Genomic DNA, 24796 nt, shown 5'->3' on the forward strand with positions numbered 1-24796 from the left:
TTGCGCCGATGGCACTGAAGACGTTCAAACCGGTCACGCCGAGCCTTCGCCAGCTCGTGATCGTCGATCGCAGCGACCTTTATAAAGGTAAGCCGCTGAAGCAGCTGACCGAGGGCAAGTCGTCGTCGGGCGGACGCAACAACAATGGGCGGATCACCGTTCGCTTTCGCGGCGGCGGTCATAAGCAGAGCTATCGGATCATCGATTTCAAGCGCCGCAAGCTTGACGTGCCGGCGACGGTTGAGCGGATCGAATATGATCCGAACCGCACGTCGTTCATCGCGCTGGTGCGCTATGCGGACGGTGAGCAGTCCTACATCATTGCGCCGCAGCGGCTTGCGGTCGGCGACGAGGTGATCGCCTCGGCGCAGACGGACGTGAAACCGGGCAATGCGATGGCGCTCGCCAACATGCCGGTTGGAACGATCGTGCACAATGTCGAGATGAAGATCGGCAAGGGCGGTGCGATGGTTCGTTCGGCGGGCACCTTCGCGCAGGTTGTCGGCCGCGACCAGGGCTATGTGATCATCCGGTTGAATTCGGGCGAGCAGAGGCTGATCCACGGCCAGTGCTTCGCCACTGTCGGCGCGGTGTCGAACCCCGACCATATGAACGCCTCGGTTGGCAAAGCGGGACGCAGCCGCTGGCTCGGCCGGCGGCCACACAATCGCGGTGTGACCATGAACCCGGTCGATCACCCGCATGGCGGCGGCGAGGGACGCACTTCGGGCGGTCGCCATCCGGTGACCCCATGGGGCAAGCCGACCAAGGGCAAGAAGACGCGCTCGAACAAGTCCACAACGAAATTCATCGTGACCTCGCGTCACAAGAGCAAGAAGAAGGGCTGATCATGGCTCGGTCGATCTGGAAAGGCCCGTTCGTCGACGGTTATCTGCTGAAGAAGGCAGACGCCTCTCGCGCTTCGGGACGCTCCGAAATCATCAAGATCTGGAGCCGGCGCTCCACCATTCTGCCGCAGTTCGTCGGGCTGACGTTCGGCGTTTACAATGGCCACAAGCATGTCCCCGTCATTGTGACTGAGGAAATGATCGGCCATAAGTTCGGCGAATTCTCTCCGACGCGGACCTTCCACGGCCATGCGGCGGACAAGAAAGCCAGGAGAGGCTGATATGTCCAAGGAGAAAACGCAGCGCGCGCTTAAAGACAATGAGGCCAAGGCGGTGGCGCGCATGTTGCGCGTCAGCCCGCAGAAGCTGAATTTGCTTGCCCAGCTCATTCGCGGCAAGAAGGTCGACCGGGCGCTGGCCGATCTGCAATTTTCGCGCAAGCGCATCGCCTTCGACGTCAAGAAGACGTTGGAGAGCGCGATCGCGAATGCGGAAAACAATCATAGCCTCGATGTCGACGATCTCGTCGTCGCCGAGGCCCATGTCGGCAAGGCTTTGGTGATGAAGCGGTTCAGCGCGCGTGCGCGCGGTCGGTCTGGCCGGATCGAGAAGCCGTTCTCGCATCTGACCATCGTGCTGCGCGAAGTCGCCGCTGCGGCTGAGGCCTGAGGAGAGAAGATGGGACAGAAAGTCAACCCGATCGGCCTTCGGCTCGGCATCAACCGGACCTGGGATTCGCGCTGGTTCGCAGGCAAGGGCGAATATGGCAAGCTCCTCCATGAGGACATGGCGATCCGCGAGGCTCTGATGAAGACGCTGAAGCAGGCCGCCGTCTCGAAGATCATCATCGAGCGTCCGCACAAGAAATGCCGTGTGACAATTCATTCCGCCCGCCCCGGCGTCGTCATCGGCAAGAAGGGCGCGGACATCGACAAGATCCGCAAGCTCGTCGCGAAGATGACGGACAGCGAAGTCCTCATCAACATCGTCGAGGTGCGCAAGCCCGAGATCGACGCGACCCTCGTCGCGGATTCGATTGCGCAGCAGCTCGAGCGTCGCGTCGCCTTCCGGCGCGCCATGAAGCGCGCAGTGCAATCGGCGATGCGCCTCGGCGCGGAAGGCATCCGCATCAATTGCTCGGGTCGCCTCGGCGGCGCTGAAATCGCGCGGCTTGAATGGTATCGCGAGGGCCGGGTGCCGCTGCATACGCTGCGCGCGGACGTCGATTACGGCACGGCGACGGCTCACACGGCCTATGGCACATGCGGCATCAAGGTCTGGATCTTCAAGGGTGAAATCCTGGAACATGATCCAATGGCTCAGGACAAGCGATTGGCCGAGCAGGACCACGGCGGCGGCGGCGGCGAGCGGCGCCGGCGCGATCGCGACGCCGCCTGAGCGCGACTGAACATCTGAGAGTTTTTGAATCATGCTGCAACCCAAGCGCACCAAATTCCGGAAAGCCTTCAAGGGCCGTATTCACGGCGCCTCGAAGGGTGGTTTCGAACTGAACTTCGGGCAGTTCGGCCTGAAGGCGCTCGAGCCCGAGCGGATCACCGCGCGTCAGATCGAGGCGGCTCGCCGAGCCATGACGCGTCACATGAAGCGCGCCGGCCGTGTTTGGATCCGCATCTTCCCGGATGTGCCGGTCTCGAAGAAGCCGACTGAAGTGCGCATGGGTAAGGGCAAGGGCGCGCCTGAGCTTTGGGCGGTTCGCGTGGCGCCGGGCCGCATCATGTTCGAACTCGACGGCGTTCCTGTCGATCTCGCGCGTGAGGCGCTGCGGCTCGCCTCCGCGAAGCTGCCGATCAAGACGCGCTTCATCCAGCGCATTCAGGAATAGGGGGAGCGGTCATGAAAGCGACACAGCGTTTGTCCGATCTCAAGGTCATGTCCGGCGATCAGCTCGAGCAGGAGATTTTGAACCTCAAGAAAGAGCAGTTCAATCTCCGCTTCCAGCGCGCCACCGGACAGCTCGAAAACACCGCGCGCGTGCGGGTCGTTCGCCGCGACATCGCCCGCCTCAAGACGATCGCTGCGCAGTTGCGGAGCGGGGCCGTAAAATAGGCTTGCTGAAATAGGCTTGCGCCGCGGGCTCCGCCCGGTCGGAAAAGAACAGGTTTGAAAGACTATGCCGAAGCGAATTCTCCAGGGCGTCGTCGTGAGCGACAAGCAGGAAAAAACCATTGTCGTGAAGGTGGAGCGTCGATTTACGCACCCGCTCTTGAAGAAGACGGTGCGGCGGTCGAAGAACTACCATGCGCATGACGAGACAAAGGCCTTCAAGGTCGGCGATACGGTGTCCATCGAGGAGACCAAGCCGATCTCTAAGCTGAAACGATGGATCGTCGTGCCGACGGAAAACGCCTGAGGCTTTTGGGATTGCTCTTTAGACGCTAAGGAGGCGGGCCTCCTTCAGACGTAGTCCGCGGCGTGGTTGACGCTCCGGAAACCGTTCTGACAAGAAAGGTAAGAAACGATGATCCAGATGCAGACGAATCTCGACGTCGCGGACAATTCCGGCGCGCGCCGCGTGATGTGCATCAAGGTGCTCGGCGGCTCGAAGAGGAAATATGCCGGCGTCGGCGACATCATTGTCGTGTCGATCAAGGAGGCTATTCCGCGCGGCCGCGTCAAGAAGGGCGATGTCATGAAGGCGGTCGTTGTGCGCACGGCGAAGGACATCAAGCGCGCCGACGGTTCGGTGATCCGCTTCGATTCCAACGCCGCAGTGCTGATCAACAATCAGTCGGAGCCGATCGGCACCCGCATCTTTGGGCCGGTGCCGCGCGAATTGCGCGCGCGCAACCAGATGAAGATCATTTCGCTCGCGCCGGAGGTGCTGTAATGGCCGCCAAGATCAAGAAGGGCGACAAGGTCGTCGTCCTGGTCGGTCGCGACAAGGGCCGCTCGGGCGAGGTGCTGAAGGTCATTCCGAAAGAGGATCGCGCCATCGTTCGCGGCGTGAACCTCGTAAAGCGCCATCAGCGGCAGACTGCGAGCCAGGAAGCCGGCATCGTCTCGAAAGAGGCGACCATTCATTTGTCGAACCTCGCGATCGCCGACCCCAAGGATGGCAAAGCGACGCGGGTTGGCTTCAAGATTCAAGATGACGGCCGCAAGGTTCGCGTGGCGAAACGGTCGGGAGACGTGATCGATGGCTGATTCCAAAGCAGGGAAGGGCGGCAAGGGCGCCGCTCCCAAGGGCGGCAAAGACGCCAAGGGCGCAAAGAGCGCTGCCCCCAAGACCGTTGCTAAGGGCGGCGGTGAGGGCGGTGGGCGCGAGCGCGCCGCTTATGCGACCGCTTCGGCGGCGGATCTCGCCTCGCCGAAGGATTACGCGCCGCGTCTCAAGAAGCATTACGATGAGGTTGTGCGCCAGCAGCTCACCGAGCAGTTCGGCTATAAGAATCCGCTCGAAGTGCCGACAATCGAAAAGATCGTCCTGAACATGGGCGTCGGCGAAGCGGTCAACGACACCAAGAAGGTGACGCTGGCGGCGGCGGACCTCGGTCTGATCGCCGGACAGAAGCCCGTCATCACGCATGCCCGTAAGGCGATCGCGACCTTCAAGGTGCGCGAAAACATGCCGATCGGCGCGAAGGTCACTTTGCGCAAGACGCGCATGTATGAGTTTCTCGACCGTCTGGTGACGATTGCGCTGCCGCGCATTCGCGACTTCCGCGGCCTGAACCCGAAGAGCTTCGATGGCCGCGGCAACTACGCCATGGGCATCAAGGAACACATTATTTTCCCCGAGATCAATTATGATCAGGTGGAAAGCATCGTCGGCATGGACATCATCGTCTGCACGACGGCGAAAACCGACGACGAGGCGCGCGCCCTGTTGCGCGCATTCAACTTCCCGTTCCGGCAGTGAAACACACTCGTTTCAGACGCGGCGACCAGGGGTAGAGGTTTATGGCTAAGAAAAGCTCGATCGAGAAGAACAAGCACCGGATCAAATTGGTGAAGCAGTATGCCGACCGGCGGACCCGCCTCAAGGCGATCGCCAATGATGAAAGCCTGAACGGCGAGGAGCGCTTTGCCGCGCGCCTCAAACTGTCCGAGCTGCCGCGCAATTCATCCGCCGTGCGCATCCGCAACCGCTGTGAAGTCAGCGGTCGCCCGCGGGCCTTCACGCGCAAGATGAAGATGTCGCGCATCGCGTTGCGGGAACTGGGGTCGCAGGGCCTCATTCCCGGTCTCGTCAAGTCGAGCTGGTAGGAGGGACGGATCATGGCTGTCAACGATCCGTTGGGCGATATGCTCACCCGTATCCGCAATGCGCAGATGCGTCGCAAAGGCAAAGTGCAGACGCCAGGCTCGCGCCTTCGCGCGCATGTGCTCGACGTGCTGCAGTCTGAAGGTTATATCCGGGGCTATTCGACGACCGAATATGGCAACGGCCGCACAGAGTTCGAGATCGAACTCAAATATTTCGATGGCCTTCCGGTGATCCGGGAGATCCAGCGCGTGTCGAAGCCCGGGCGGCGCGTTTACGCCGCCGTCGACGCCATGCCCCGCGTGGCGAACGGCCTTGGCATCACGATCATCTCCACGCCGAAAGGCGTGATGGCTGATCATGCCGCTCGCGAAGCCAATGTTGGCGGCGAAGTCCTTTGCAAGGTCTTCTGACCGAAAGACCGAGGAATTTAAGTTATGTCTCGTATCGGAAAGAAGCCGGTCGTCATTCCCTCCGGCGTCACGGCCAAGATCGAAGGGCAGTTGATTTCGGTGAAGGGCGGCAAAGGCGCGTTGTCCTTCGCCGCGCCTGACGACGTCAGCGTTGTTTTGGGCGACGGCGGCATCGAGGTTGCGCCGCGCAACGAAACCAAGCGGGCGCGAGCCTTATGGGGCATGACCCGCTCCATGGTGAATAATCTCGTCACTGGCGTCTCGAAAGGCTTCGAGCGCAAGCTCGAGATCACCGGCGTCGGCTATAAGGCGGCGGTTTCAGGCAAAAACCTGCAGCTCTCGCTCGGCTTCAGCCATGATGTGAGCTTTCCGATACCGGAAGGCATCGCCATCGTCGCGCCGAAGCCGACGGAGGTGTCGATCACCGGCATTGACAAGCGTCAGGTCGGACAGGTCGCCGCCGAAATACGCGCTTTGCGTCCGCCGGAGCCCTATAAGGGCAAAGGCGTCAAATACGCCGGCGAATTCATCTTCCGCAAGGAAGGCAAGAAGAAGTAATTTCGAGCTAAGGATCAGGAGCCAGTCATGGCAAAAGACAATGTGGCCACAGCCCGTCGCCAGGCGCGCGTCAGACGCTCGCTGCGCGCGCGCGCTTACGGCAAGCCAAGGCTTTCGGTCTTCCGCTCGTCGAAACAGATCTATTGCCAGATCATCGACGACGCCGCCGGCCGCACGCTGGCGGCCGCCTCGTCTCTCGAGAAGGCCAATCGCGAAAGTCTGAAGACCGGCGCCGACGTCGAGGCGGCGAAAGCGATCGGCAAGCTGATCGCCGAGCGCGCGGCCGCGGCCGGGGTCAAGGAAGTCGTGTTCGATCGCGGCTCATACATGTATCACGGGCGCGTCAAGGCGTTGGCCGAAGGCGCGCGCGAAGGTGGTCTTAGCTTCTGACGGGTGATCCCGAAAAGTGCTGACTTTTCGGATGAGGTCATGCGTCGAGGCGGTGAATGCCAGGACCGGAGCGAGCGGGACGCAATTGGCGGCCGCGCGACAGTGACGGATAGGAAATTGACGTGAAGATGGAACAAAGACATGGCGCGTGAAGGTGAAGGCGGCCGTGGCCGCGACCGCGAGGAGCGCGACAGCGAATTCATGGACCGCTTGGTCCATATCAATCGCGTCGCCAAGGTGGTGAAGGGCGGCCGCAGGTTCGGCTTCGCGGCGCTCGTCGTCGTCGGCGACCAGAAGGGTCGCGTCGGCTACGGTCACGGCAAAGCGCGCGAGGTGCCGGAGGCGATCCGGAAGGCGACCGAATCGGCGAAACGCTCCCTGATCCGCGTGCCTCTGCGTGAAGGCCGGACGCTGCATCATGACGTCAACGGGCGTCATGGGGCAGGGCGCGTGGTGCTGCGCGCGGCTCCCGCTGGCACGGGCATCATCGCCGGCGGTCCGATGCGCGCCATTTTTGAGACGCTCGGAATGCATGACGTCGTCGCCAAGTCGCAGGGGTCCTCGAACCCCTACAACATGGTGCGCGCGACCTTCGACGCGCTGACCCATGAGGATTCCCCGCGCGCTGTCGCGGCGCGCCGCAATCTCAAAGTGTCCACCCTTCAGGCCCGCCGCCAAGGCGGCGAAGCCGAAGCCGTCAGCGAAGGGTGAAGGAGCCGATGATGACCAGCAACGCCCAATCCGGGTCCGCCGCCAGGGTCACCCTGGAGCAGACCAAAAGCCCCATTGGACGGCCCGCGGAGCAACGCGCGACGCTGAAGGGCCTCGGGCTCAACAAAATCGGCCGCCGCTCTTCGCTTGAGGACACCCCGGCGGTGCGCGGCATGATCGCGAAAGTCGCTCATCTCCTGCGCATCGTCGAAGGCGCTTGAGTCCGCGGCCGGCTAAGGACACTGACATGAAACTGAATGACATTTCCGACAATCCCGGTTCGTCGAAATCCCGTATGCGCGTCGGACGCGGCATCGGCTCCGGCAAGGGCAAGACCTGCGGGCGCGGCGTCAAGGGGCAGAAGGCCCGCACAGGCGTCGCGATCAAGGGTTTCGAGGGCGGTCAGATGCCTTTGCACCGGCGGTTGCCCAAGCGCGGCTTCTGGAATCCCTTCGGAACGGATTACAACGAGATCAACATTGGCCGGATTCAGGAAGCGGTCGAAGCGGGCAAGCTCGACCCGGCGGCCGCCATCACCAACGAAGCCCTGATTCAGTGCGGACTGATCTCGAAGCCCCGCGACGGCGTGAAAATCCTCGGCGTCGGCAAGCTTGAGGCCAAGCTGTCGTTTGAGGTCGCCGCCGCGTCGAAGAGCGCGGTCGCCGCGATTGAAGGCGCCGGTGGCTCCATTCGCCTGTTGAAGGCCGCGGCCGAGGCTCCCGCCGACGCTGGCTGAGCCGTCGCAGCGCCTGTCGGGCTTTCGCCGCGAGCTTCTCGCGGGACGCGGGGAGGCCGTGACAGGGCTCTGGCGACCTGTTCGCAAAGCTTCGCGGAAGGGCTTTTGCTCCTTTCGCGGCTGACCTATAAGGAAAGCGTCGGCGTCCTGATAAGGGGTCGCGAGCGAGGTGACGGTGGCGCATCCCGGCGGCGATCCTACATTGACGCGGAGCCGCTGGACGCCTCCGATGTGCGCATCCGCGAATTCCCGGCCCGGGCGCCTGGCCTCAATATGAGCATTCCGGCGCTTGCGGCGCCTGAGGAGCACTGAATGGTATCGGCGGCAGAACAGCTTGCGGCAAACGTCAATTGGAGCGCGTTCGGCAAGGCCGAGGAACTCAAGAAGCGCATCTGGTTCACTCTCGGCGCGCTGATCATCTATCGGTTTGGCACCTATATTCCCCTGCCGGGGATCGACCCCGCCGCGTTCGAAGCAAATTTCACCGGCAACAAGCAGGGCGTTCTCGAACTTTTCAATATGTTCGCGGGCGGCGCCGTGCAGCGCATGGCGATCTTCGCGCTGAACATCATGCCCTATATTTCGGCCTCGATCATCATTCAGCTTCTGACTTCGGTATTTCCGACGCTGGAAGCCTTGAAGAAGGAGGGCGAATCCGGGCGCAAGGTCATCAACCAATATACGCGCTATCTGACCGTGGTGCTGGCCGCATTCCAGGCCTATGGCATTTCCGTCGGGCTCGAGAGCCAGCCGGGCGTCGTCACGGATCCCGGTTTCTTCTTCCGCATCTCGACCGTGCTGACGCTGATGGGCGGCACAATGTTCCTGATGTGGCTCGGCGAGCAGATCACCTCGCGCGGCATCGGCAATGGTTCGTCGCTCATCATCTTCGCCGGCATCGTCGCGGCTTTCCCTTCCGCCATCGTCAACACGCTTGAACTTGGCCGGCAGGGCGCCATTTCGACAGGCGTGATCATCGGCGTCCTCGCGATGTCGATCGGCGTCATCGCCTTCATCGTCTTCATGGAGCGGGCGCAGCGCCGTCTGCTGATCACCTATCCAAAGCGCCAGCAGGGCAATAAGGTCTATGAGGGGCAGACTTCGTTTCTGCCGTTGAAGCTCAACACCTCAGGCGTCATTCCTCCGATTTTTGCCTCTTCTCTGCTGTTGCTGCCGACGACGATCGCGAATTTCTCGCAAAACCAGTCCGGCATCGTCGCGATCATCTCGAGCTATCTCGGCCATGGCCGGCCGCTTTATATGGTCGCCTATGTGGCGTTGATTGTATTTTTTGCATTCTTCTACACGGCGATCGTGTTCAATCCGGTGGAGACCGCCGATAATCTGAAGAAACATGGCGGCTTCATCCCCGGAATCCGTCCGGGCGAGCGGACGGCTCAATATATCGACACCATCCTGATGCGGATTACGGTGATTGGCGCGGCCTATCTCGCGGTCATCTGTCTATTACCAGAAATGCTTATTTCCTACGCGGCGCTTCCGTTCTATTTTGGCGGCACTTCGCTTCTCATCGTGGTGAGCGTGACGATGGACACTGTGGCTCAGGTCCTTGGCCATCTGCAGGCGCATCAATATGAAGGCCTTGTCAAAAAAGCAAAATTGAAGGGGAGACGCAGATGAGGCTTGTATTTCTTGGCCCGCCAGGGGCCGGGAAGGGGACGCAATCGTCGCGTCTGCAGGAAAAATACAAAATTCCTCAATTGTCGACCGGCGATATGCTGCGCGCGGCGGTCAAAGCCGGTACGGCGATCGGCCTCAAGGCGAAGGCGGTGATGGATGCCGGGGGGCTCGTTTCGGATGAAATCGTGGTTGGCATCATCGCCGATCGCATCGATGAGCCCGACGCCAGGGCGGGTTTTATCCTCGATGGTTTTCCGCGCACGGTGAAGCAGGCCGAGGCGCTCGCGAAGATCCTCCATGGCAAGGACATGGATCTTGATGCGGTGATCGAGCTCAAGGTCGACGACAAGGCTCTGCTCGCCAGAATCGAGAATCGGGCGCAGGAATCCATCGCCAAAGGAGAGGCCGTTCGCGCCGACGACAATCCGGAGGCGTTCAAGAAGCGGCTTGAGTCGTATCATGCCCAGACCGCCCCGGTCTCGGCGTTTTACGCGGCGACGGGCGCTTTGCAGGCGGTTGACGGCATGGCGCCGATCGATGAAGTGTCCGCTGCGATCGAGCGCGCGCTGCAAGGCTGATTCGGTTCGAAACGCCAATTGATGAAAGCGGAGACGGCGGGGCGGCGAGCGGGCGTCCGGCCGTCCATTTCGCGAGGCCGCTCAAAAGCGCTGAAAGGCCTGTTCGAGACGGTCGAGAAAGACGCTTCCCTTTGCTGGCGTAAATCGATCCATATTATGCAAGGTCAGCATGCGGAACGTCGCTTTCGGGCAGATCCAGGGTTTGACGCCGCGCGCGATCTGACGGCGGACCGGATCGCCCATGACGAGGCGGGCGGCCCACCAGGGCGCGCCGGTCGAACTCACCACCCAAAGGGCGTCGATCTGCGTCAGCAGCGGGGTGAGTCCGCCCCCCGGCGCATCGAACCACCATTGTGGAAAGACCAGCACGAGAGCGTCGGATGTTCAAGTGAATCCATATCCGGCGGCTTTGAAGTAGTTTTGGCATTCGGCTGGCTCGAATAGATCGCAGATTTGGCCGATTTCGCGCCAGAGGGCGTCGATCGTCCTGACGGCGCTGGCGCGCAGACGCGCTTTTAGTTTGGAGAAGGCCATCGCGATCGGATTCAGGTCCGGACTGTAGGGCGGTAGGAACAGAATCCATGCGCCCGTGGCCCCGATGGCCTTTTCGGCAGCCGGACTTTTGTGGGCCGCCAGATTGTCCATGATCACGACATCGCCCTTTTCAAGGGTCGGCGCGAGCTGGGTCTCGACATAGGTCTCGAAGATGCGCCGGTTCATCGGAGCGTCGATGACGAAGGGCGCGGTGAGCCCATGGCAACGCAGGCCGGCGACGAAGGTCTGTGTCTTCCAATGTCCGAAAGGAGCTTTGGAGCGAAGACGCTGGCCCTTGAGGCAGCGGCCACGCAGGCGCGTCATCTTGGTTGAGTGTTTGGTCCCGGGGAGTCATGACGCTAAGCTAAGCGGGAAGGCAGAGGAGGCGTTATGGCAAGCATTCTTCATGGCAGCGCCCGAACAACGCCGCGAGTTCGAGCCGAACTCCAAGCGTCGAAAGAGGCGGCGAGCGTCCTCGCCAAGCGGTATGGGCTGAGCCGGACGACGGTGAACAAATGGCGCTCGCGATCCGGGACAGCCGACGCGCCAATGGGACCGCGGGACTGTCGCAGCACCGTTCTGACGCCGATCGAGGAAGCCATGATCGTCGCCCCTTTCGTCAGCGGACGCTCCTGCCGCTCGATGACGTCATGGGATGCCTTCGTGACAGCATCCCGAAGCTGACGCGATCGAGCCTGCACCGCTGCCTCGTGCGCCATGGCGTTTCCCGCCTGCCGGCCAGCGAGACGATGACGAAGCGCGGCCGCTTCGCCGAGACGACGATCGGCTATGTCCACATCGACAGCTGTGAGCTGCGCCACGCGGACGGTAAGATCCACATGTTCCTCGCGATTGATAGCGTCTCGAAGTTCACCTTCGTCGAGTTCTACGAGAAGGCCGGGAAGATGAATGCCGCCGCCTTTCTGGAACACGCCATCGAAGCCTTCCCTTATAAGATCCACACGGTGCTCACCGACAACGGCATCGCCTTCGCCGATCTGCCGAAAAATCGGACCGGGCCGAACAGCGTCTTTGTCGGCCTCCACATCTTCGGCCGCACCTGCGTCCAGAACGGCATCACACATAAGCTGACCAAACCCTATCATCCGTGGACCAATGGTCAGGCCGAGCGAATGAACCGCACGATCAAGGACGCGACGATCAAAGCGTTCCATTATCTGGACATCGAAAGCTTGAAAGCTCACGTCCTCGCCTTCGTGAAGACCTACAATTTTGCCAAGCATCTGAAGGCTTTGAGATGGAAAACGCCATTCGAGGTGATCGCTCATGCCTGGACAACCAACCCATCCATCTTCAGGATCAACCCGCGTTACCTCATTCCGCGACCAAACACCTAGGCTTCGCGCGAATCCATCTCCGAAAACGTCTCCATCATCCGCAGATTTCTGCGCAGGATCTTGCCGACATTCGATTTCGGCAGATCATCGCGGAAGGCGACGATTTTCGGAGTCTTATAGGCGGCGAGCTGCGTCTTGCAGAAGGCGCGGACGGTTTCCGCGTCAAGCGATTCGTCGCTGCGGACGATAAACGCCTTGACGGCTTCGCCGGAGCATTCGTCGGCGACGCCGATCACCGCGCATTCCCTGACGCCTGGAAGCTGCGACAACACCGCCTCGACCTCGTTCGGGTAGACATTGAAGCCCGACACGAGAATCATATCTTTGCGCCGGTCGACGATGGTGAAATAGCCCTCGCTGTCCATGGTGGCGATGTCGCCGGTGTAGAGCCAGCCATCGCGCAGGGCGATCTTCGTTTCCTCGGGCTGGTTCCAGTAGCCGGCCATGACCTGCGGTCCGCGCGCGATCAATTCGCCATGTTCGCCCGGATGCGCCTCCCGGCCGGCGTAATCGACGCATTGGATCTCCGTCCACGGCAGAGGCACGCCGATGGAGCCCGGCTTGACGCGATAAGGCGGATTGAACGTCAGCACGGGCGAGGCTTCGCTGAGGCCGTAGCCTTCGATCAGGGGCGATTTCGTGATCGCCTCCCATCGGCGCGCGACGCTTTCGTGCAGCGCCATGCCGCCAGCGGCCGACAGCTTCAGAGCAGGCGGCGGATTGTCGGTAAACCAGGATTCATTGAGAAGCCCGTTAAAGAGCGTGTTGACGCCGGTGATGAAGGAGATCGGCTGTTTGGCGAAGGCGCGCCGCATGTTGGTTAGCGGGCGCGGATTGGGGATCAGCACATTATGCGCGCCGCGGAAGAAAAAGCCGAGCATGTTCACGGTGAAGGCGAAGGAATGATAGAGCGGAAGAGCCGTCAGGACATGATCGGATTCCGCGATCGCGCCGCCGACGAACACCAGGAACTGCGCCACATTGACGATGAGATTGCGGTGCGTCAGCATCGCCGCCTTGCTGACGCCCGTCGTGCCGCCGGTATATTGCAGACAGGCGGGGGAGGAGGGCTCAAGGCCGGCGGCATAGGCCCCGAGGTCGGCCCCCGATGCGACCTTGTGAGCGCCCATCGCAAGGGCCTTCGCGATTGGGACGGAGGCGAAGCGCGGCTCTGGAACCTCCCTGCGCAAATGTTTCTGGACAAAACCGATGATCAGCCGCGTATGCGGCGGAAAAAGGCTCGCCGCCTCGCTGAGAATGACATGAGGAACAGGCGCTTGCTCCAACGCCGTCGCCAGCTTTTCCGCGAACATGTCAATCACGACGATCACAGAAGGTTTGGCGTCCTCGAAGACATGGATCATCTCGGCGGCGGTATAGAGCGGATTGATGTTGACGAGAACGCAGCCGGCCTTGAACACGCCGAAGGCGACAATCGGGTAGGTAAGTCCGTTCGGCGTCTGAATGGCGACGCGCGATCCCGCCGCGAGGCCGAGGCAGTCGCGCAGATATGCGGCGAAGGCGCCGGACAGGCGATCGACCTCCGCAAAGCTCAAGGAGCCGGACATGCCGTTTGGCATGATGGTGGTAAAAGCGCTGCGCCCGCCCCAGCGCGCCGAAAGATCCGGCGCGGCTTCGCCAAGCAACCGATAGCGCGGCTGCTCGATCCCGGCCGGAACGCCGGCGGGGTAAACCTTGAGCCAGGGCAGGTCAGCGGCGCTCGCCGGCGGCGCATCGAGCTCCTCTCGCCTCATCAGGCTCCACCCCTTTTTCGAACGTCGCCGGCCCGTTTTCGTGCCGGCAGTCTGCCTCGATGACGCTTTCGCGACGACGGCGCACCGGCTCGACCGCTTGCTCCTGACGCGACTATGATATAGTGGCGAGACAAATTTGCCTATCTTTTCGCGTATGCTTGGCGTTTTCGAGCGTTCGACGCGAGGGCGCGGCGCGGCACTGGAGAAGATGCGACTTGGCTCAAAACCCGGCTCAACCCAAAGATTTGGCCAAAGGCGCCGCAGCGCAGAAGCCGATCAACTGGCTTCATCTTTCGACGCTCATCGCAGTCGCCGTTCTCGTCGGAACCGAAATGATCGGCGCATCATGGGCCGCCGGATGGGCGATCGGCGGCCTGTTGCAGCTCGATCCCACGGTCAGCCGCGTCATTGAGGTCGGCTTTACGCTCTGCGGTTTCGTTTTGCTGTATTATTTCATGCGTATCGCAATTAAGCACGAGCCCTACCGCGGCTGAGCCGCCGGGCCCACGCCGCTGTTCCACAAAAAACCCCGAACCGTGAAATCCCCGGGACTTCAGCGTGATGGATACGCGTCACGACCATGCGCTGAAAGAGATGCTTTCCGAGCGCGGAAGGCTCCCACCCGCAAAGCAGCCAAGTTAAGGAGACGACATGACCAAAGCCTTTGACCGGAGAGCGGTGTTGAAGGCCGCCGCGGCCATGGGCTTTGGCGCCGCCGGAATCAGCGAGGCTATGGCGCTGGAGGGCCTGAAACTTGGACCCGCGCGGCCGTTTTCTTTCGATCATCTGAAGGCGACCGCCAAGCGCATGGCGGGCGAGACCTATGTCGGGCCGCCGCACCCGGCGCCGGACATCGTAAGCAAGATCAATTACGAAGCCTGGGGCAAGATCGCCTTCGACATGGATCACGCCCTCTATGCCGACGGTGGAGGGCGCTTTCCGGTCAGCTTCTTTCACCTTGGAATGTTCTTCCAGAAAGCGGTCGAGATGAATGTCGTCGAGGGCGCCAGCGCCCGCGAAATCATCTACGATCAAAGCTATTTCACCATGCCAGCCGATTCGATTGCGAAAAAGCTGCCGCAAGGGGCGGGCTTCGCCGGCTTGCGCATTCAGGAGCCGAAGGGCGGCGCGCTCGACTGGCGCAAGAATGACTGGGTGGCCTTTCTCGGCGCCGCCTATTTCCGTGCGATCGGGGCGATGCGGCAATATGGGCTTTCCGCGCGGGCCGTCGCGCTCGACGTCGCGGTCGCGGGCAAGCCGGAGGAGTTTCCCGACTTTACGAAATTCTACATCGACGGCGCCCATGCGACGGATTCGCTGACGGTCTACGCCTTGCTCGATGGGCCGTCGATCACCGGCGCCTGCCGCTTCGTGATGACGCGCGGCAAAGGCGTCATCATGGACATCGAACAGGCGCTGTTTTTGCGCGCCGACGTCGCAAGGTTCGGCATAGCGCCAGTGACCTCCATGTATTGGTTCTCGGAGACCAAAAAGGAAACCGGGGTCGATTGGCGCCCGGAAGTTCACGATTCCGACGGCCTCGCCATCTGGACGGGAACGGGCGAAAGAATATGGCGCCCTCTCAACAATCCGCCGCGCATCATCGTATCCTCCTTCAGCGACCAGAATCCGCGCGGCTTCGGCCTGCTTCAGCGCGACCGCAATTTCGATCACTATCAGGATGGCGTTTACTATGATCGCCGGCCGAGCCTTTGGGTCGAGCCCCTGGGGCAGTGGGGCGAAGGCGCCGTCGAGCTCGTCGAAATTCCAACCGACGATGAAATCCACGACAATATCGTCGCCATGTGGACGCCGGAAAAACCGGCGACCGCGGGCGCGGAGCTGGCGCTGTCCTATCGCCTTTACTGGGAGGCGGACGAGCCGTTTCCGACCAATCTCGCGCGCTGCGTGGCGACGCGTCTCGGCAACGGCGGCCAGCCCGGCCAGCCGCGCCCCAAAGGCGTGCGCAAATTCATGGTCGAATTTTCAGGGCCGCCGCTTGCCGATCTTCCTTTCGGCGTGAAGCCGGAGCCCGTGCTCTGGGCTTCGCGCGGAACCTTTTCCTATGTTTTCACCGAGGCCGTGCCGGACGACACGCCGGGTCATTGGCGCGCCCAATTCGATTTCACGGTCGGCTCCGGAACCGAGCCGGTGGAGATGCGCCTTTTCCTCCGGTCGGGGGAAAAAATCTTGAGCGAAACCTGGATGTTCCAATATCATCCGTTCTGATGCACGCGGTGGTGGAAGGGGTCCGGCGTCTTGCGGTTGGTGACCGTCGCATCGCCGCCATCCTGCTTGCATAAGCGGGCGTGCGGCGCATTCTGCTTTGCCTCAAGACGCGCATATGTTGAACAGAATGCGACGCTCCCCTTTCACTGCGAGATCCCATGCTGAGTTTCCACTCGACGACCGCCAAGGGAGAGATCAAGGTCGGCCTTGACGCGGCGGCGCTTCCAATCGAGGTGAACTGGATCGACGCGTTCCGGCCGGACGAGAAGGAAATCGCATTCCTCGAGCGTATTTTGAACATCAAAGTGCCGACGATCGAGCAGCTGCAGGAAATCGAGACGTCGAGCCGTCTCTATCGCGATAAAGACCATTTGTTCATGAGCATGCCCGCGATCGTGCGATTGGCGAACGGCGCCGCGCAGACCTCGCCGCTCGGTTTCGTGCTGGCGAAAGACTATGTGCTGACCATCCGCTACAAGCAGATCAAGGCCTGCGAGGATCTGCATTACGCCGATGCGATCGAGAACGGGCGCGCCGCGGACGGCCCTGGCGGCTTCATCACTCTGTTTGAAGCGGTCATCGACCGGAGCGCCGACGAACTGGAAATGATCAATGCGGATCTCGACTCCTTGTCCCAGATGATATTCGGGGCGAATGGTCTGCAACGCGGCCCAAGTCAGGACAATAAGGATTTGCGCAAGGTTTTGACCCAGATCGGACGAAATGGCGATCTGACCTCGAAAATCAGCGACGTGCTGCTCGGCATGTCGCGCATGCTGCCGTTTGTCACCAGTGAAGCCGCTTCCTACCTGACCGACGATAAGCTCGCCAAAATCAAGAGTCTTGGCCGCGACATCAGCTCCCTCAATGAATATGAGACGCGGCAAACCGAAAAGATTCATTTCCTGTTGGATGCGACGCTTGGACTGACCAACATCGAGCAGAACAACATCTTCCGGCTTTTGACCGTGGTTTCCGTCGTCGGCATTCCACCGACCCTCGTCGCCAGCATGTATGGGATGAACTTCAAGAACATGCCGGAGCTGGAATGGACCTATGGCTACGCATGGGGCCTCGCCCTCATCTTCTTGAGCGCCCTCGTTCCATTCCTCTGGTTCAAATGGCGCGGCTGGTGGTGAGCCTCGCCGGGCCGCAAGAAGCCACTCTTTCGGAAGCCGAACTGAGCGCGCGGCTGCTCTATCGCGACGCTCTGATGCTGGTGCTCGACAAGCCGGCCGGCATCGCCGTTCATAAGGGCCCGAAGGGCGGCGAAAATCTCGAAGCCTCATTCCATCATCTGCGCTTCGGCCTGCCGCGCAATCCGGCCCTCGCGCACCGGCTCGATCGCGACACCTCCGGCTGCCTGGTCCTCGGACGTCATCACAAGGCGCTGGAAAAGCTCGGTCTTTTGTTCAAGCAAGGCAAGATCGACAAAACCTATTGGGCAATCGTCGAGGGGCGCCCCGAAGAGGATCAAGGCTTGATCGACCTGCCGCTCGGCCGCCTGGACGAAAGCCGCGGCTGGTGGATGAAAGTCGATCCCAAGGGTCAAACGGCGCAGACAGAATGGCGCATACTCTCGGAGGGAAGCGGCCTTACGCTGCTGGCGCTGACGCCTTTGACCGGCCGCACGCATCAATTGCGCGTGCATTGCGCAGCCAGGGGCTGGCCCATCCTCGGCGACCCTATCTACGGCAACCGCGGTCCGACGCAACTGCAACTGCATGCGCGAACCATTGAAATCCCGCTCTACAAGAACAAGGAGCCGGTCCGGGTCGAGGCGCGGGTTCCCGGTCACATGCGGGCCGCGCTGGAAGCGGGCGGCCTCACCTTCGAGGATTAAGATCTCACCGCCCGATATATTGGCGGACGGCGGCCTGCACGGCCTCTTTTTCTTTCGGCGTGAGCTTGGCGAGTTCGCCGTCGAGCCATTTATCCTTGACGCCCGCCGCGCGCGCTAAAATATGCCACTTCATCGCCTCGACCATGTCTTTTGGCAGGCCTCGGCCCGCCGCAAGGACGCGGGCGGCGCGATTTTGGGCGACGGGATTGTCGCGCGCCGCCGCCTTCAGAAACAGCCTGGCGGCCGCGGTTTCATCCTTCGGCACGCCGACGCCGTTGAACAGCATGATGGCGTATTCGATCTCGGCGGGAACATTATTATCCTTGGCCGAGCGGGCGATCCATTCGGCGGCGCGCTCGTCGCTTTTTTCGACGCCTGTTCCATTGCGGTAGAGCAGGCCCAAAGCATAGGCGGCGTCGGAATCGCCAAGATCGGCCGCCTGTTCAAAAAGCTTCGCGGCCTTTGTAAAATCGGGCGCGGCGCCCCCCTTGTTCTCGATCGCCATGACGCCGAGATTGTAGAGCGCGCCCGGATGATCTTGCGCGGCGGCCTTTTCAAACAGCTTCTGGGCTTCGTCGCGATCCTTTGGCGTCCCGTCGCCGACGAGGTTCGCGAGCGCGAGGCGAAAGGTCGCCTGCCGGTCGCCGCGATCACTGGCGAGCTTGTACCAGCGCACCGCCTCCTTCGCGTCCCGGCGCACGCCAAGACCCTGGGCATAAAGTTCGCCGACCAGCGTCATCGCGGCCGCGTCGTCAGGGTTGGCCGCGATCCGCTTCATCGCTTCGGCCAAAGCGGTCACGTAATAGCCGCGCTGATAGGCGCCGAAGGCAAGATCCGGCGCGTTCTCGTCGGCTTTCGGAGGGGAAGAGGGCTGCGGCGCCGCTTCTTTGTTCTGCTCTGTTGTCTCGTCTTGGGCCTGCTGCGTCCGTCCCCCCGCGCGACTCGCGTCCGAACAATAGGCTGCTTGCGCGAGGCCGGCGCAAAGCACGAGGATCAACCGGCTGAGAGCCGGATTATTGTGCTTTTTCACGCGTCTTCGCCAAGGTAGCAGCGACATCCGCCAAAGCGGCGGCGGGGCCGCGCGGATCTTCGAACACCGCCTCGCCAAGAGCGATGAAGTCGGCGCCGGCCTCGGTGAGTTCGCCAACGTCGGTCAGAGCATGCGCGTAAGCGACACAGGGAATGTTGAAAATCTCCGCCCACCAGCGGACCCGCTCGAGGATGGCTTCGTGCGGCTCTGCGTCATCTGGACCGCCGAACATCAGATAATCGACGCCGGCCTCTCCCGCCGTCATCGCGTCGTCGCGGCTCGTCAGGCGCCCCGCGCCGACGATGCGGTCCGGCTGCAGCGCCGCGAGGGCCGCCGCCAGCGGCTCGCCAACGCTCTCGATATGACAGCCGTCGGCGCCGGAGCGGATCGCGAGCTGCGCATCGTTTTCGACGAGCAGGGCGGCGTCTCGATCCTGCGCCAGGGGAGCGAGGGCCCGCACGATTTTCTTGTTTTCGCCAAGGTCGCGCCCTTCCGTGCGCAGCAGCACGCAAGCGACGTCGCAGGCTTTGAGCGCCGCGTCCAACGTCGCGGCGAAAGCGGCCGCGTCGGAGATCTTCGGCGTAATCAGGAAAAGACGGGGCGAATCGGACGACATAGCGGAAAGGAACTCGCTCGCAATTGCTTATCTGCCCCCTCATTAGAGCATTTTGATCGAAAGTGGATACCAGATCGCGTAAAGAAATCGCGACCAAACGCGACGCCGGACATATGAGCCTGTTTTCGGACGGTTTTGACGCGGGGCGCGTCAATTGGCGAGGGGCGCCGCCGCAACGCGCCGGCGCTTCGAAGCGCTTGTTCCCGTTTGGCTTCCGTGCTACCCGCAGCCGCGGGAGAAAAATGCAATGGCTAATGGAAACGGTAACGGCAGCGGGGCGACGTTCGACGAGAGCACGGCCCCAGCGATCAATGCTTTGGTGCAGTATATAAAGGATTTTTCGTTTGAAAATCCGAATGCGCCGCGTTCGCTCGGACCTCAGGACAAGCCCCCGAACATTCAGATTCAGGTCAACGTCAACGCCCGCCAGGTCGCCGAGACCGAGTTCGAGGTCAATATTCTGCTCGAAGGCTCCGCCAAGGCCGAGTCAGACGTCCTGTTCAAATTCGAGCTCGATTACGCGGGTCTGTTTCGCCTCGTCAATATTCCCCAGAGCGACATGCATCCGGTCGTCATGATCGAATGCCCACGCCTCCTGTTTCCATTTGCGCGCCATATCATCGCCGAGGCCGTGCGCGGCGGCGGTTTTCCGCCCCTTTACATTGATCCGATCGATTTCGCGGCTCTCTATCGCCAACGCCTGAGCCAGGTCGCCGCCAATGCCGAGGCGCCGACGATCGCCTGAGCGGATCGAGCGAAGCGAGATCAGGTTCTGCGACGAAGATGTGCCGCCCTCCCGCCTGGCTGGGCAGCCGGTGGGCGGGCTTCCGATCCAACGTCAATGCAGCTGAGGTTCGCGCCGGAGCTTTGCGGACAGCGCCCTTTGGCTTGGCTGCGCCGCTGAATAAGTCCGCGAGGTTTTCCGTCACGGCGCGCCTCCGAGCTCCTCCGCGTCGACAATGACGACGGCGCACCGAAAATAGCGCGTCGATCATGGCCGATGGCGATAAGTTGTCGCCGGCGGGTCGGGATAAAAGAATTTCAGTCGGGCGTGGCCTTTAGCCGCATAAGCGCGGCGACGGCCTCATTCGCCGGGCGCTTTGGCGTCGATGGCGAGGGCGTGGACGCCGGCGTCGAGCTCATGCGCCAGGGCCGCGTTAATCGCGCGATGCCGGTCGACGCGGCTCTTGCCCTGGAACGATTGAGAGACCACTTTGACCTTAAAGTGCGTCTCGCCCGCGGCGCCGGCGCGGCCGGGCTTCTCGGTTACGGCATGGGCATGACCGGCGTGCTTATGTGATTCATCAATGACTTCGAGCGAGAGTGGCGCGAACGCCGCTTCCAGTTTCGCCTTCATCGCATCGGCGACCGATGGTCCTGTCGGACGGGCCACGGTTTCTGTATGATTGCTCATCCGCATCTCCTGCGCCGCGTGTAAGATCCAGCGGCTTCTCGTACAAATGGAACTCGATTATCTTTTTACCGCGCTGACGCGCTTGCGGCCACCCCAAAGACATTCATAATGCCGAGGTCATGGATCTAAATTCTCGTATCTTCGATCGCATCAGGGTCAAGCGTGAACCCAAACAGGCCATCCGTGCGGACCAGCCGCGCTGCGACTTTCCCGGGTGCTCCGCGCCCGGCGGACATCGCGCGCCGATGGGGCGCCTGCGCGAGGGCGAATATTTTTCCTTCTGCATTGACCATGTGCGGGAGTACAATGCGACTTACAATTATTTCAATGGGATGAGCGCGGAAGATGTCGCCTTGTACCAGCGCGACGCCCTTGTCGGGCATCGGCCGACATGGACAATGGGCGCCAATCGAGGGGAAAAAGGCTTTCGCGAAGACGGTGATATTCCTGGGACGCCCGACCCGCTCGGCATGGCCCGGCCGCATGGGCGCCGCGCCGCTCGCGTCGAAGCCGCGAAGCCGCGCTACGGAGTGGCGGCCCTGAAAGCCCTCGACCAGCTGGGCCTCGACGACACGGCGGATGCGGCAGCGATCAAAGCCCGCTACAAGGATCTGGTGAAGCGCCTGCACCCGGACGCAAACAGCGGCGATCGCTCCAACGAAGACAAGCTGCGCGAGATCATTCGCGCGTACAATTATCTGAAAACGGTCCGGTCCGCTTGACGCCGACCGCGCCGGATCGTCAAGCGCCTGACGATTCCCGCGATTGACCAAACTTGACCGAGCCCATCGGAACGGAGGGAGAATGCAAAGCGCAACTATCGACGAGAGCGCCCCGGTCGCCGGCCTTCCCGACATGAAGATCTCGGTCCGCCAGGTTTTCGGGATCGACACCGACATGGAGTGTCCCGCCTATTCCAACGGCGATCCGCATGTGCCGGATCTTGATCCCGACTATCTGTTCGATCGCGACACGACTCTCGCCATCCTGGCCGGCTTTTCCAAAAACCGGCGCGTGATGGTGACGGGCTATCACGGCACCGGCAAATCGACCCATATCGAGCAGGTCGCGGCGCGCCTCAACTGGCCATGCGTGCGCATCAACCTCGACAGCCATGTCTCGCGCGTCGATCTCGTCGGCAAGGACGCCATCGTCATCAGGGACGGCAAGCAGGTCACGGAGTTCCGGGACGGCATTCTGCCCTGGGCGCTGCAAAACAACATTGCGCTCTGTTTCGACGAATATGACGCGGGGCGTCCCGACGTGATGTTCGTCATCCAGCGCGTTCTCGAAGTATCCGGCCGTCTGACCCTACTCGACCAGAGCCGGGTGATCCGGCCCCATCCCGCTTTTCGCCTTTTTTCAACGACCAATACGATCGGTCTTGGCGACACCTCCGGCCTCTATCACGGCACGCAGCAGATCAACCAGGGGCAGATGGACCGCTGGTCGATCGTCGCCACCCTCAACTATCTGCCGCACGACAAGGAAGTCGATATCGTTCTCGCCAAGGTCAAGCGCTTCAAGGAGACCAAGGAAGGCCGCGATCAGATCGGCAAGATGGTCCGCGTCGCCGATCTCACCCGCAATGCTTTCATCGCGGGCGACCTTTCGACAGTCATGAGTCCGCGCACGGTCATCACCTGGGCGGAAAACACCGAAATCTTCAGCGACGTCGGCTTCGCCTTCCGCCTGACCTTTCTCAACAAATGCGATGAACTGGAGCGCGCGCTGGTCGCCGAATTCTACCAGCGCTGCTTTGGTAAGGAGCTGCCCGAAAGCGCGACCAATGTCGTAATGACCTGAGAGCCGAGAAGAATCGCCCGGAGCCGTCTTGACCGCCTCGAACCAGAAACCGCCTTCCAAAATGGAGAGCCCGCAAGAGCCGTTCAAGCGGGCGGTCGCCGCCTGCATGCGCGCGATGGCGAAAAATCCGGCTCTCGAGGTTGTCTACGCGCCCGAACGCCCGAGCCTGATCCAGACCGGCGCCGGCGCCAAGGCCCGTTTGCCCGATCCGCCAAGGAGACTGGATGCGCGTGAAGCCGCGATCGTTCGCGGCCACGCTGATTCGATGGCGCTGCGCCTCGCGTGCCACAACAGCGACATGCATCGCCGCCTGACGCCACAGGTCGCAACGGCGCGGGCCGCGTTCGACGCCGTTGAACAGGCGCGCGTCGAAGCGATCGGATCGCGAAGGATGCAGGGCGTCGCCGCCAATCTCGACGCCATGCTCGATGACAGGTTTCTGCGCGCGCGCTACGCCGACGTCGCGACGCGCGCCGACGCGCCGATCGAGGATGCCCTCGCCATGATCGTGCGCGAGCGCCTGACCGGCCTCAAGCCGCCGAAGAACGCCCAGCGCATCGTTGGTCTCTGGCGGCCCTTCATCGAGGAACGCGCCGGAGCGGACCTCGATAGGCTGAGCGGCTCGATCGAAGATCAGCGCGCCTTCGGCCAGTCGGTGCACAAGCTCTTGACTTCGCTCGAAATGCTCGACGAAGGCAGCCTCAATGATCGGCCCGAGGATGATGAAAACTCCACCGACGAGGCCGATGAAGGCGACGCCGACGTCGAAGGCGAAAAAGGCGATGAGGATCAGAGCGGCGACACGCGGGAGATGGAGAAATCCGAGGACTCCGCCGACGCGATAGACGAGAGCGAAGCGGAGGCCGCCGACGCCCCGACCGGAGAGTTCGAAGATGAGGCGGATTTTTCCGACTCGGAGCAGGCGGCCGATCCACGCCGCCCGCCGACGCCAGGACGCGCCGACCAGCGCGGCGTGGAGTACAAGGCCTTCACCAGGAAATTCGATGAAATCATCGTCGCCGAAGACCTTTGCGACCCCGAAGAGCTGGAACGGCTTCGCTCCTACCTCGACAAGCAGCTGCAAAATCTCTCCTCAGTGGTGTCGCGGCTCGCCAATCGCCTGCAAAGACGCCTGATGGCTCAGCAGAGCCGCTCCTGGGAATTCGATCTCGAGGAAGGCATGCTGGACCCTGCGCGCCTCTCGCGCGTCGTCATCGATCCGCAGCAGCCGCTGTCGTTCAAGCATGAGAAGGACACCGATTTTCGCGACACGGTGGTGACGCTGCTCATCGACAATTCGGGGTCCATGCGCGGGCGCCCGATCACGGTCGCGGCCACCTGCGCCGATATCCTTGCGCGCACTCTCGAGCGCTGTGGCGTCAAAGTCGAAATCCTCGGCTTCACCACAAGGGCATGGAAAGGCGGCCAATCCCGCGAGGCTTGGCTGCAGGCGAACAAGCCTGCGAACCCCGGACGGCTCAACGATCTTCGGCACATCATCTATAAGTCGGCCGACGCGCCGTGGCGGCGCGCGCGCAAGCATCTCGGGCTGATGATGCGCGAGGGGCTGCTCAAGGAGAACATCGACGGCGAGGCGCTCGACTGGGCCTATCGGCGCCTCATGCAGCGCCCTGAACAGCGGCGCATTTTGATGATGATTTCAGATGGCGCGCCGGTTGATGATTCGACGCTGTCGGTCAACCCTGGCAACTATCTCGAAAAGCATCTGCGCCATGTGATCGAGACGATCGAGACGCGCTCGCCGGTCGAACTCATCGCCATCGGCATCGGCCATGATGTGACGCGCTATTACCGGCGCGCCGTCACCATTGTGGACGCAGAGGAGTTAGGCGGCGCCATGACGGAAAAGCTCGCGGAATTATTCAGCGACACCGCCGAGCCAAAGGGCGCTGTCCGCAAAGCTCCGGCGCGAAAAGCGCGCGAATCTCAGCTGCATTAGGCTGGATGACTTTGGACGGAATCGCGTCGCGATTAGGTCTAGAGCATGATGCCGAAAAGGTGCAGACTTTTCGGGCCCACATTATGCGGTAAAATAAGGGCTTAAAGAGCGGAATGCGATTCCGCTCTAAAGGATCTCATGCGTTTCTGTTC

33 protein-coding genes and 3 pseudogenes are annotated in these 24796 nt (G+C 61.8%); 29 read left to right on the plus strand and 7 right to left on the minus strand.

All coding sequences use genetic code 11. From position 1 onward, the window contains the following. Positions 1-8 precede the first annotated feature (8 nt). From rplB to MPC4_RS11485, 20 genes are all read left to right on the plus strand, one after another. On the plus strand, positions 9-848 hold the full coding sequence (gene rplB, locus MPC4_RS11390; protein ID WP_174512629.1) for a 50S ribosomal protein L2: 840 nt from the start codon (positions 9-11) through the stop codon (positions 846-848). Between the two features lie 2 nt (positions 849-850). Next, complete coding sequence (gene rpsS, locus MPC4_RS11395) at positions 851-1129, plus strand: 30S ribosomal protein S19 (protein WP_134488366.1); 279 nt, start codon at positions 851-853, stop codon at positions 1127-1129. 1 nt (position 1130) lies between these two features. Next, a complete protein-coding gene (gene rplV, locus MPC4_RS11400) occupies positions 1131-1517 on the plus strand; it encodes a 50S ribosomal protein L22 (protein WP_134488364.1) in 387 nt (128 codons plus the stop codon). Between the two features lie 9 nt (positions 1518-1526). Beyond that, complete coding sequence (gene rpsC / locus MPC4_RS11405) at positions 1527-2246, plus strand: 30S ribosomal protein S3 (protein WP_174512630.1); 720 nt, start codon at positions 1527-1529, stop codon at positions 2244-2246. Between the two features lie 31 nt (positions 2247-2277). Then, positions 2278-2691: a 50S ribosomal protein L16 gene (gene rplP / locus MPC4_RS11410; RefSeq protein WP_134488360.1), complete on the plus strand. Its 414-nt coding sequence runs from the start codon at positions 2278-2280 to the stop codon at positions 2689-2691. A gap of 11 nt (positions 2692-2702) precedes the next feature. Beyond that, the gene (gene rpmC / locus MPC4_RS11415; protein ID WP_134488358.1) at positions 2703-2915 is read left to right on the plus strand and encodes a 50S ribosomal protein L29; all 213 of its coding nucleotides are present in this window, start codon (positions 2703-2705) and stop codon (positions 2913-2915) included. Positions 2916-2979: 64 nt separating this feature from the next. Beyond that, on the plus strand, positions 2980-3219 hold the full coding sequence (gene rpsQ, locus MPC4_RS11420) for a 30S ribosomal protein S17 (RefSeq protein ID WP_134488356.1): 240 nt from the start codon (positions 2980-2982) through the stop codon (positions 3217-3219). 108 nt (positions 3220-3327) lie between these two features. Further along, the gene (rplN, locus tag MPC4_RS11425; RefSeq protein WP_026606357.1) at positions 3328-3696 is read left to right on the plus strand and encodes a 50S ribosomal protein L14; all 369 of its coding nucleotides are present in this window, start codon (positions 3328-3330) and stop codon (positions 3694-3696) included. Continuing rightward, the gene (rplX, locus tag MPC4_RS11430) at positions 3696-4013 is read left to right on the plus strand and encodes a 50S ribosomal protein L24 (RefSeq protein WP_134488354.1); all 318 of its coding nucleotides are present in this window, start codon (positions 3696-3698) and stop codon (positions 4011-4013) included. Before rplN ends, rplX begins: the two co-directional genes overlap by 1 nt. Further along, positions 4006-4728: a 50S ribosomal protein L5 gene (rplE, locus tag MPC4_RS11435; protein ID WP_174512631.1), complete on the plus strand. Its 723-nt coding sequence runs from the start codon at positions 4006-4008 to the stop codon at positions 4726-4728. Before rplX ends, rplE begins: the two co-directional genes overlap by 8 nt. A gap of 41 nt (positions 4729-4769) precedes the next feature. Continuing rightward, complete coding sequence (rpsN, locus tag MPC4_RS11440) at positions 4770-5075, plus strand: 30S ribosomal protein S14 (protein ID WP_134488350.1); 306 nt, start codon at positions 4770-4772, stop codon at positions 5073-5075. A gap of 12 nt (positions 5076-5087) precedes the next feature. Beyond that, positions 5088-5486, plus strand: coding sequence for a 30S ribosomal protein S8 (rpsH, locus tag MPC4_RS11445; protein WP_134488348.1), 399 nt, complete (start codon positions 5088-5090; stop codon positions 5484-5486). Between the two features lie 24 nt (positions 5487-5510). After that, a complete protein-coding gene (gene rplF, locus MPC4_RS11450) occupies positions 5511-6044 on the plus strand; it encodes a 50S ribosomal protein L6 (RefSeq protein ID WP_134488346.1) in 534 nt (177 codons plus the stop codon). A 27-nt stretch (positions 6045-6071) separates the two neighbouring features. Then, complete coding sequence (gene rplR, locus MPC4_RS11455) at positions 6072-6434, plus strand: 50S ribosomal protein L18 (RefSeq protein ID WP_134488344.1); 363 nt, start codon at positions 6072-6074, stop codon at positions 6432-6434. Between the two features lie 141 nt (positions 6435-6575). Further along, entirely contained in the window at positions 6576-7145 is a 570-nt protein-coding gene (rpsE, locus tag MPC4_RS11460) for a 30S ribosomal protein S5 (RefSeq protein WP_134488342.1), read from the plus strand. An 11-nt stretch (positions 7146-7156) separates the two neighbouring features. Further along, positions 7157-7366 carry a 50S ribosomal protein L30 gene (gene rpmD / locus MPC4_RS11465; RefSeq protein WP_134488340.1) on the plus strand — a complete coding sequence of 70 codons (210 nt, stop codon included), beginning with the start codon at positions 7157-7159 and terminating at the stop codon, positions 7364-7366. A gap of 26 nt (positions 7367-7392) precedes the next feature. Then, complete coding sequence (gene rplO, locus MPC4_RS11470; protein WP_174512632.1) at positions 7393-7881, plus strand: 50S ribosomal protein L15; 489 nt, start codon at positions 7393-7395, stop codon at positions 7879-7881. A 105-nt stretch (positions 7882-7986) separates the two neighbouring features. After that, on the plus strand, positions 7987-8193 hold the full coding sequence (locus tag MPC4_RS11475; RefSeq protein ID WP_174512633.1) for a hypothetical protein: 207 nt from the start codon (positions 7987-7989) through the stop codon (positions 8191-8193). Further along, on the plus strand, positions 8194-9522 hold the full coding sequence (secY, locus tag MPC4_RS11480; protein ID WP_174512634.1) for a preprotein translocase subunit SecY: 1329 nt from the start codon (positions 8194-8196) through the stop codon (positions 9520-9522). Further along, positions 9519-10100 carry an adenylate kinase gene (locus tag MPC4_RS11485; protein WP_174512635.1) on the plus strand — a complete coding sequence of 194 codons (582 nt, stop codon included), beginning with the start codon at positions 9519-9521 and terminating at the stop codon, positions 10098-10100. The genes secY and MPC4_RS11485 overlap by 4 nt, the downstream gene beginning before the upstream one ends. A gap of 81 nt (positions 10101-10181) precedes the next feature. Here MPC4_RS11485 and MPC4_RS11490 read toward each other — a convergent pair whose 3' ends face one another. Beyond that, a complete protein-coding gene (locus tag MPC4_RS11490) occupies positions 10182-10469 on the minus strand; it encodes a hypothetical protein (protein ID WP_174512636.1) in 288 nt (95 codons plus the stop codon). 15 nt (positions 10470-10484) lie between these two features. Next, positions 10485-10976: pseudogene (locus MPC4_RS11495) on the minus strand (IS630 family transposase); the annotation flags it as partial. 48 nt (positions 10977-11024) lie between these two features. On the opposite strand from MPC4_RS11495, the pseudogene MPC4_RS11500 reads away from it, so the two are divergent. Beyond that, positions 11025-11992: pseudogene (locus tag MPC4_RS11500) on the plus strand (IS481 family transposase). On the opposite strand, the gene MPC4_RS11505 reads toward MPC4_RS11500, so the two are convergent. Further along, positions 11989-13746: an AMP-binding protein gene (locus MPC4_RS11505; protein WP_174512637.1), complete on the minus strand. Its 1758-nt coding sequence runs from the start codon at positions 13744-13746 to the stop codon at positions 11989-11991. The pseudogene MPC4_RS11500 and the gene MPC4_RS11505 overlap by 4 nt on opposite strands. 215 nt (positions 13747-13961) lie before the next feature. Between MPC4_RS11505 and MPC4_RS11510 the strand changes: the two genes are divergently transcribed. From MPC4_RS11510 to MPC4_RS11525, 4 genes are all read left to right on the plus strand, one after another. Beyond that, the gene (locus MPC4_RS11510) at positions 13962-14240 is read left to right on the plus strand and encodes a hypothetical protein (protein WP_244628968.1); all 279 of its coding nucleotides are present in this window, start codon (positions 13962-13964) and stop codon (positions 14238-14240) included. Between the two features lie 157 nt (positions 14241-14397). Beyond that, entirely contained in the window at positions 14398-15975 is a 1578-nt protein-coding gene (locus MPC4_RS11515) for an OpgD/OpgG family glucan biosynthesis protein (protein WP_174512638.1), read from the plus strand. Positions 15976-16133: 158 nt separating this feature from the next. Further along, positions 16134-17114, plus strand: a complete 981-nt coding sequence (locus tag MPC4_RS11520; protein ID WP_174512639.1) for a magnesium transporter CorA family protein — start codon at positions 16134-16136, stop codon at positions 17112-17114. Between the two features lie 74 nt (positions 17115-17188). Beyond that, positions 17189-17818 carry an RluA family pseudouridine synthase gene (locus MPC4_RS11525; protein WP_244628971.1) on the plus strand — a complete coding sequence of 210 codons (630 nt, stop codon included), beginning with the start codon at positions 17189-17191 and terminating at the stop codon, positions 17816-17818. A 4-nt stretch (positions 17819-17822) separates the two neighbouring features. Here the strand turns inward: MPC4_RS11525 and MPC4_RS11530 are convergent, their stop codons facing one another. Both MPC4_RS11530 and MPC4_RS11535 read right to left on the minus strand, forming a co-directional pair. Further along, positions 17823-18848: a tetratricopeptide repeat protein gene (locus tag MPC4_RS11530; protein ID WP_244628969.1), complete on the minus strand. Its 1026-nt coding sequence runs from the start codon at positions 18846-18848 to the stop codon at positions 17823-17825. Continuing rightward, positions 18832-19464, minus strand: coding sequence for a thiamine phosphate synthase (locus MPC4_RS11535; protein WP_174512642.1), 633 nt, complete (start codon positions 19462-19464; stop codon positions 18832-18834). Before MPC4_RS11535 ends, MPC4_RS11530 begins: the two co-directional genes overlap by 17 nt. 247 nt (positions 19465-19711) lie before the next feature. Between MPC4_RS11535 and secB the strand changes: the two genes are divergently transcribed. Continuing rightward, positions 19712-20209, plus strand: a complete 498-nt coding sequence (secB, locus tag MPC4_RS11540; protein ID WP_174512643.1) for a protein-export chaperone SecB — start codon at positions 19712-19714, stop codon at positions 20207-20209. Between the two features lie 139 nt (positions 20210-20348). On the opposite strand, the pseudogene MPC4_RS21765 reads toward secB, so the two are convergent. Then, positions 20349-20472: pseudogene (locus MPC4_RS21765) on the minus strand (cobaltochelatase CobT-related protein); the annotation flags it as partial. 76 nt (positions 20473-20548) lie between these two features. Beyond that, positions 20549-20878, minus strand: a complete 330-nt coding sequence (locus MPC4_RS11545; protein ID WP_174512644.1) for a BolA family protein — start codon at positions 20876-20878, stop codon at positions 20549-20551. A 119-nt stretch (positions 20879-20997) separates the two neighbouring features. Between MPC4_RS11545 and MPC4_RS11550 the strand changes: the two genes are divergently transcribed. From MPC4_RS11550 to cobT, 3 genes are all read left to right on the plus strand, one after another. Further along, positions 20998-21600 (plus strand): J domain-containing protein, encoded by a 603-nt coding sequence (locus MPC4_RS11550; protein ID WP_134486427.1) that lies wholly within the window; start codon positions 20998-21000, stop codon positions 21598-21600. An 82-nt stretch (positions 21601-21682) separates the two neighbouring features. Then, positions 21683-22684 (plus strand): cobaltochelatase subunit CobS, encoded by a 1002-nt coding sequence (gene cobS / locus MPC4_RS11555; RefSeq protein ID WP_174512645.1) that lies wholly within the window; start codon positions 21683-21685, stop codon positions 22682-22684. A 61-nt stretch (positions 22685-22745) separates the two neighbouring features. Then, complete coding sequence (cobT, locus tag MPC4_RS11560; RefSeq protein ID WP_174512660.1) at positions 22746-24644, plus strand: cobaltochelatase subunit CobT; 1899 nt, start codon at positions 22746-22748, stop codon at positions 24642-24644. Positions 24645-24796: the final 152 nt, after the last annotated feature.

The organism is Methylocella tundrae, assembly GCF_901905185.1.
In the GTDB taxonomy this organism is placed as follows: domain Bacteria; phylum Pseudomonadota; class Alphaproteobacteria; order Rhizobiales; family Beijerinckiaceae; genus Methylocapsa; species Methylocapsa tundrae.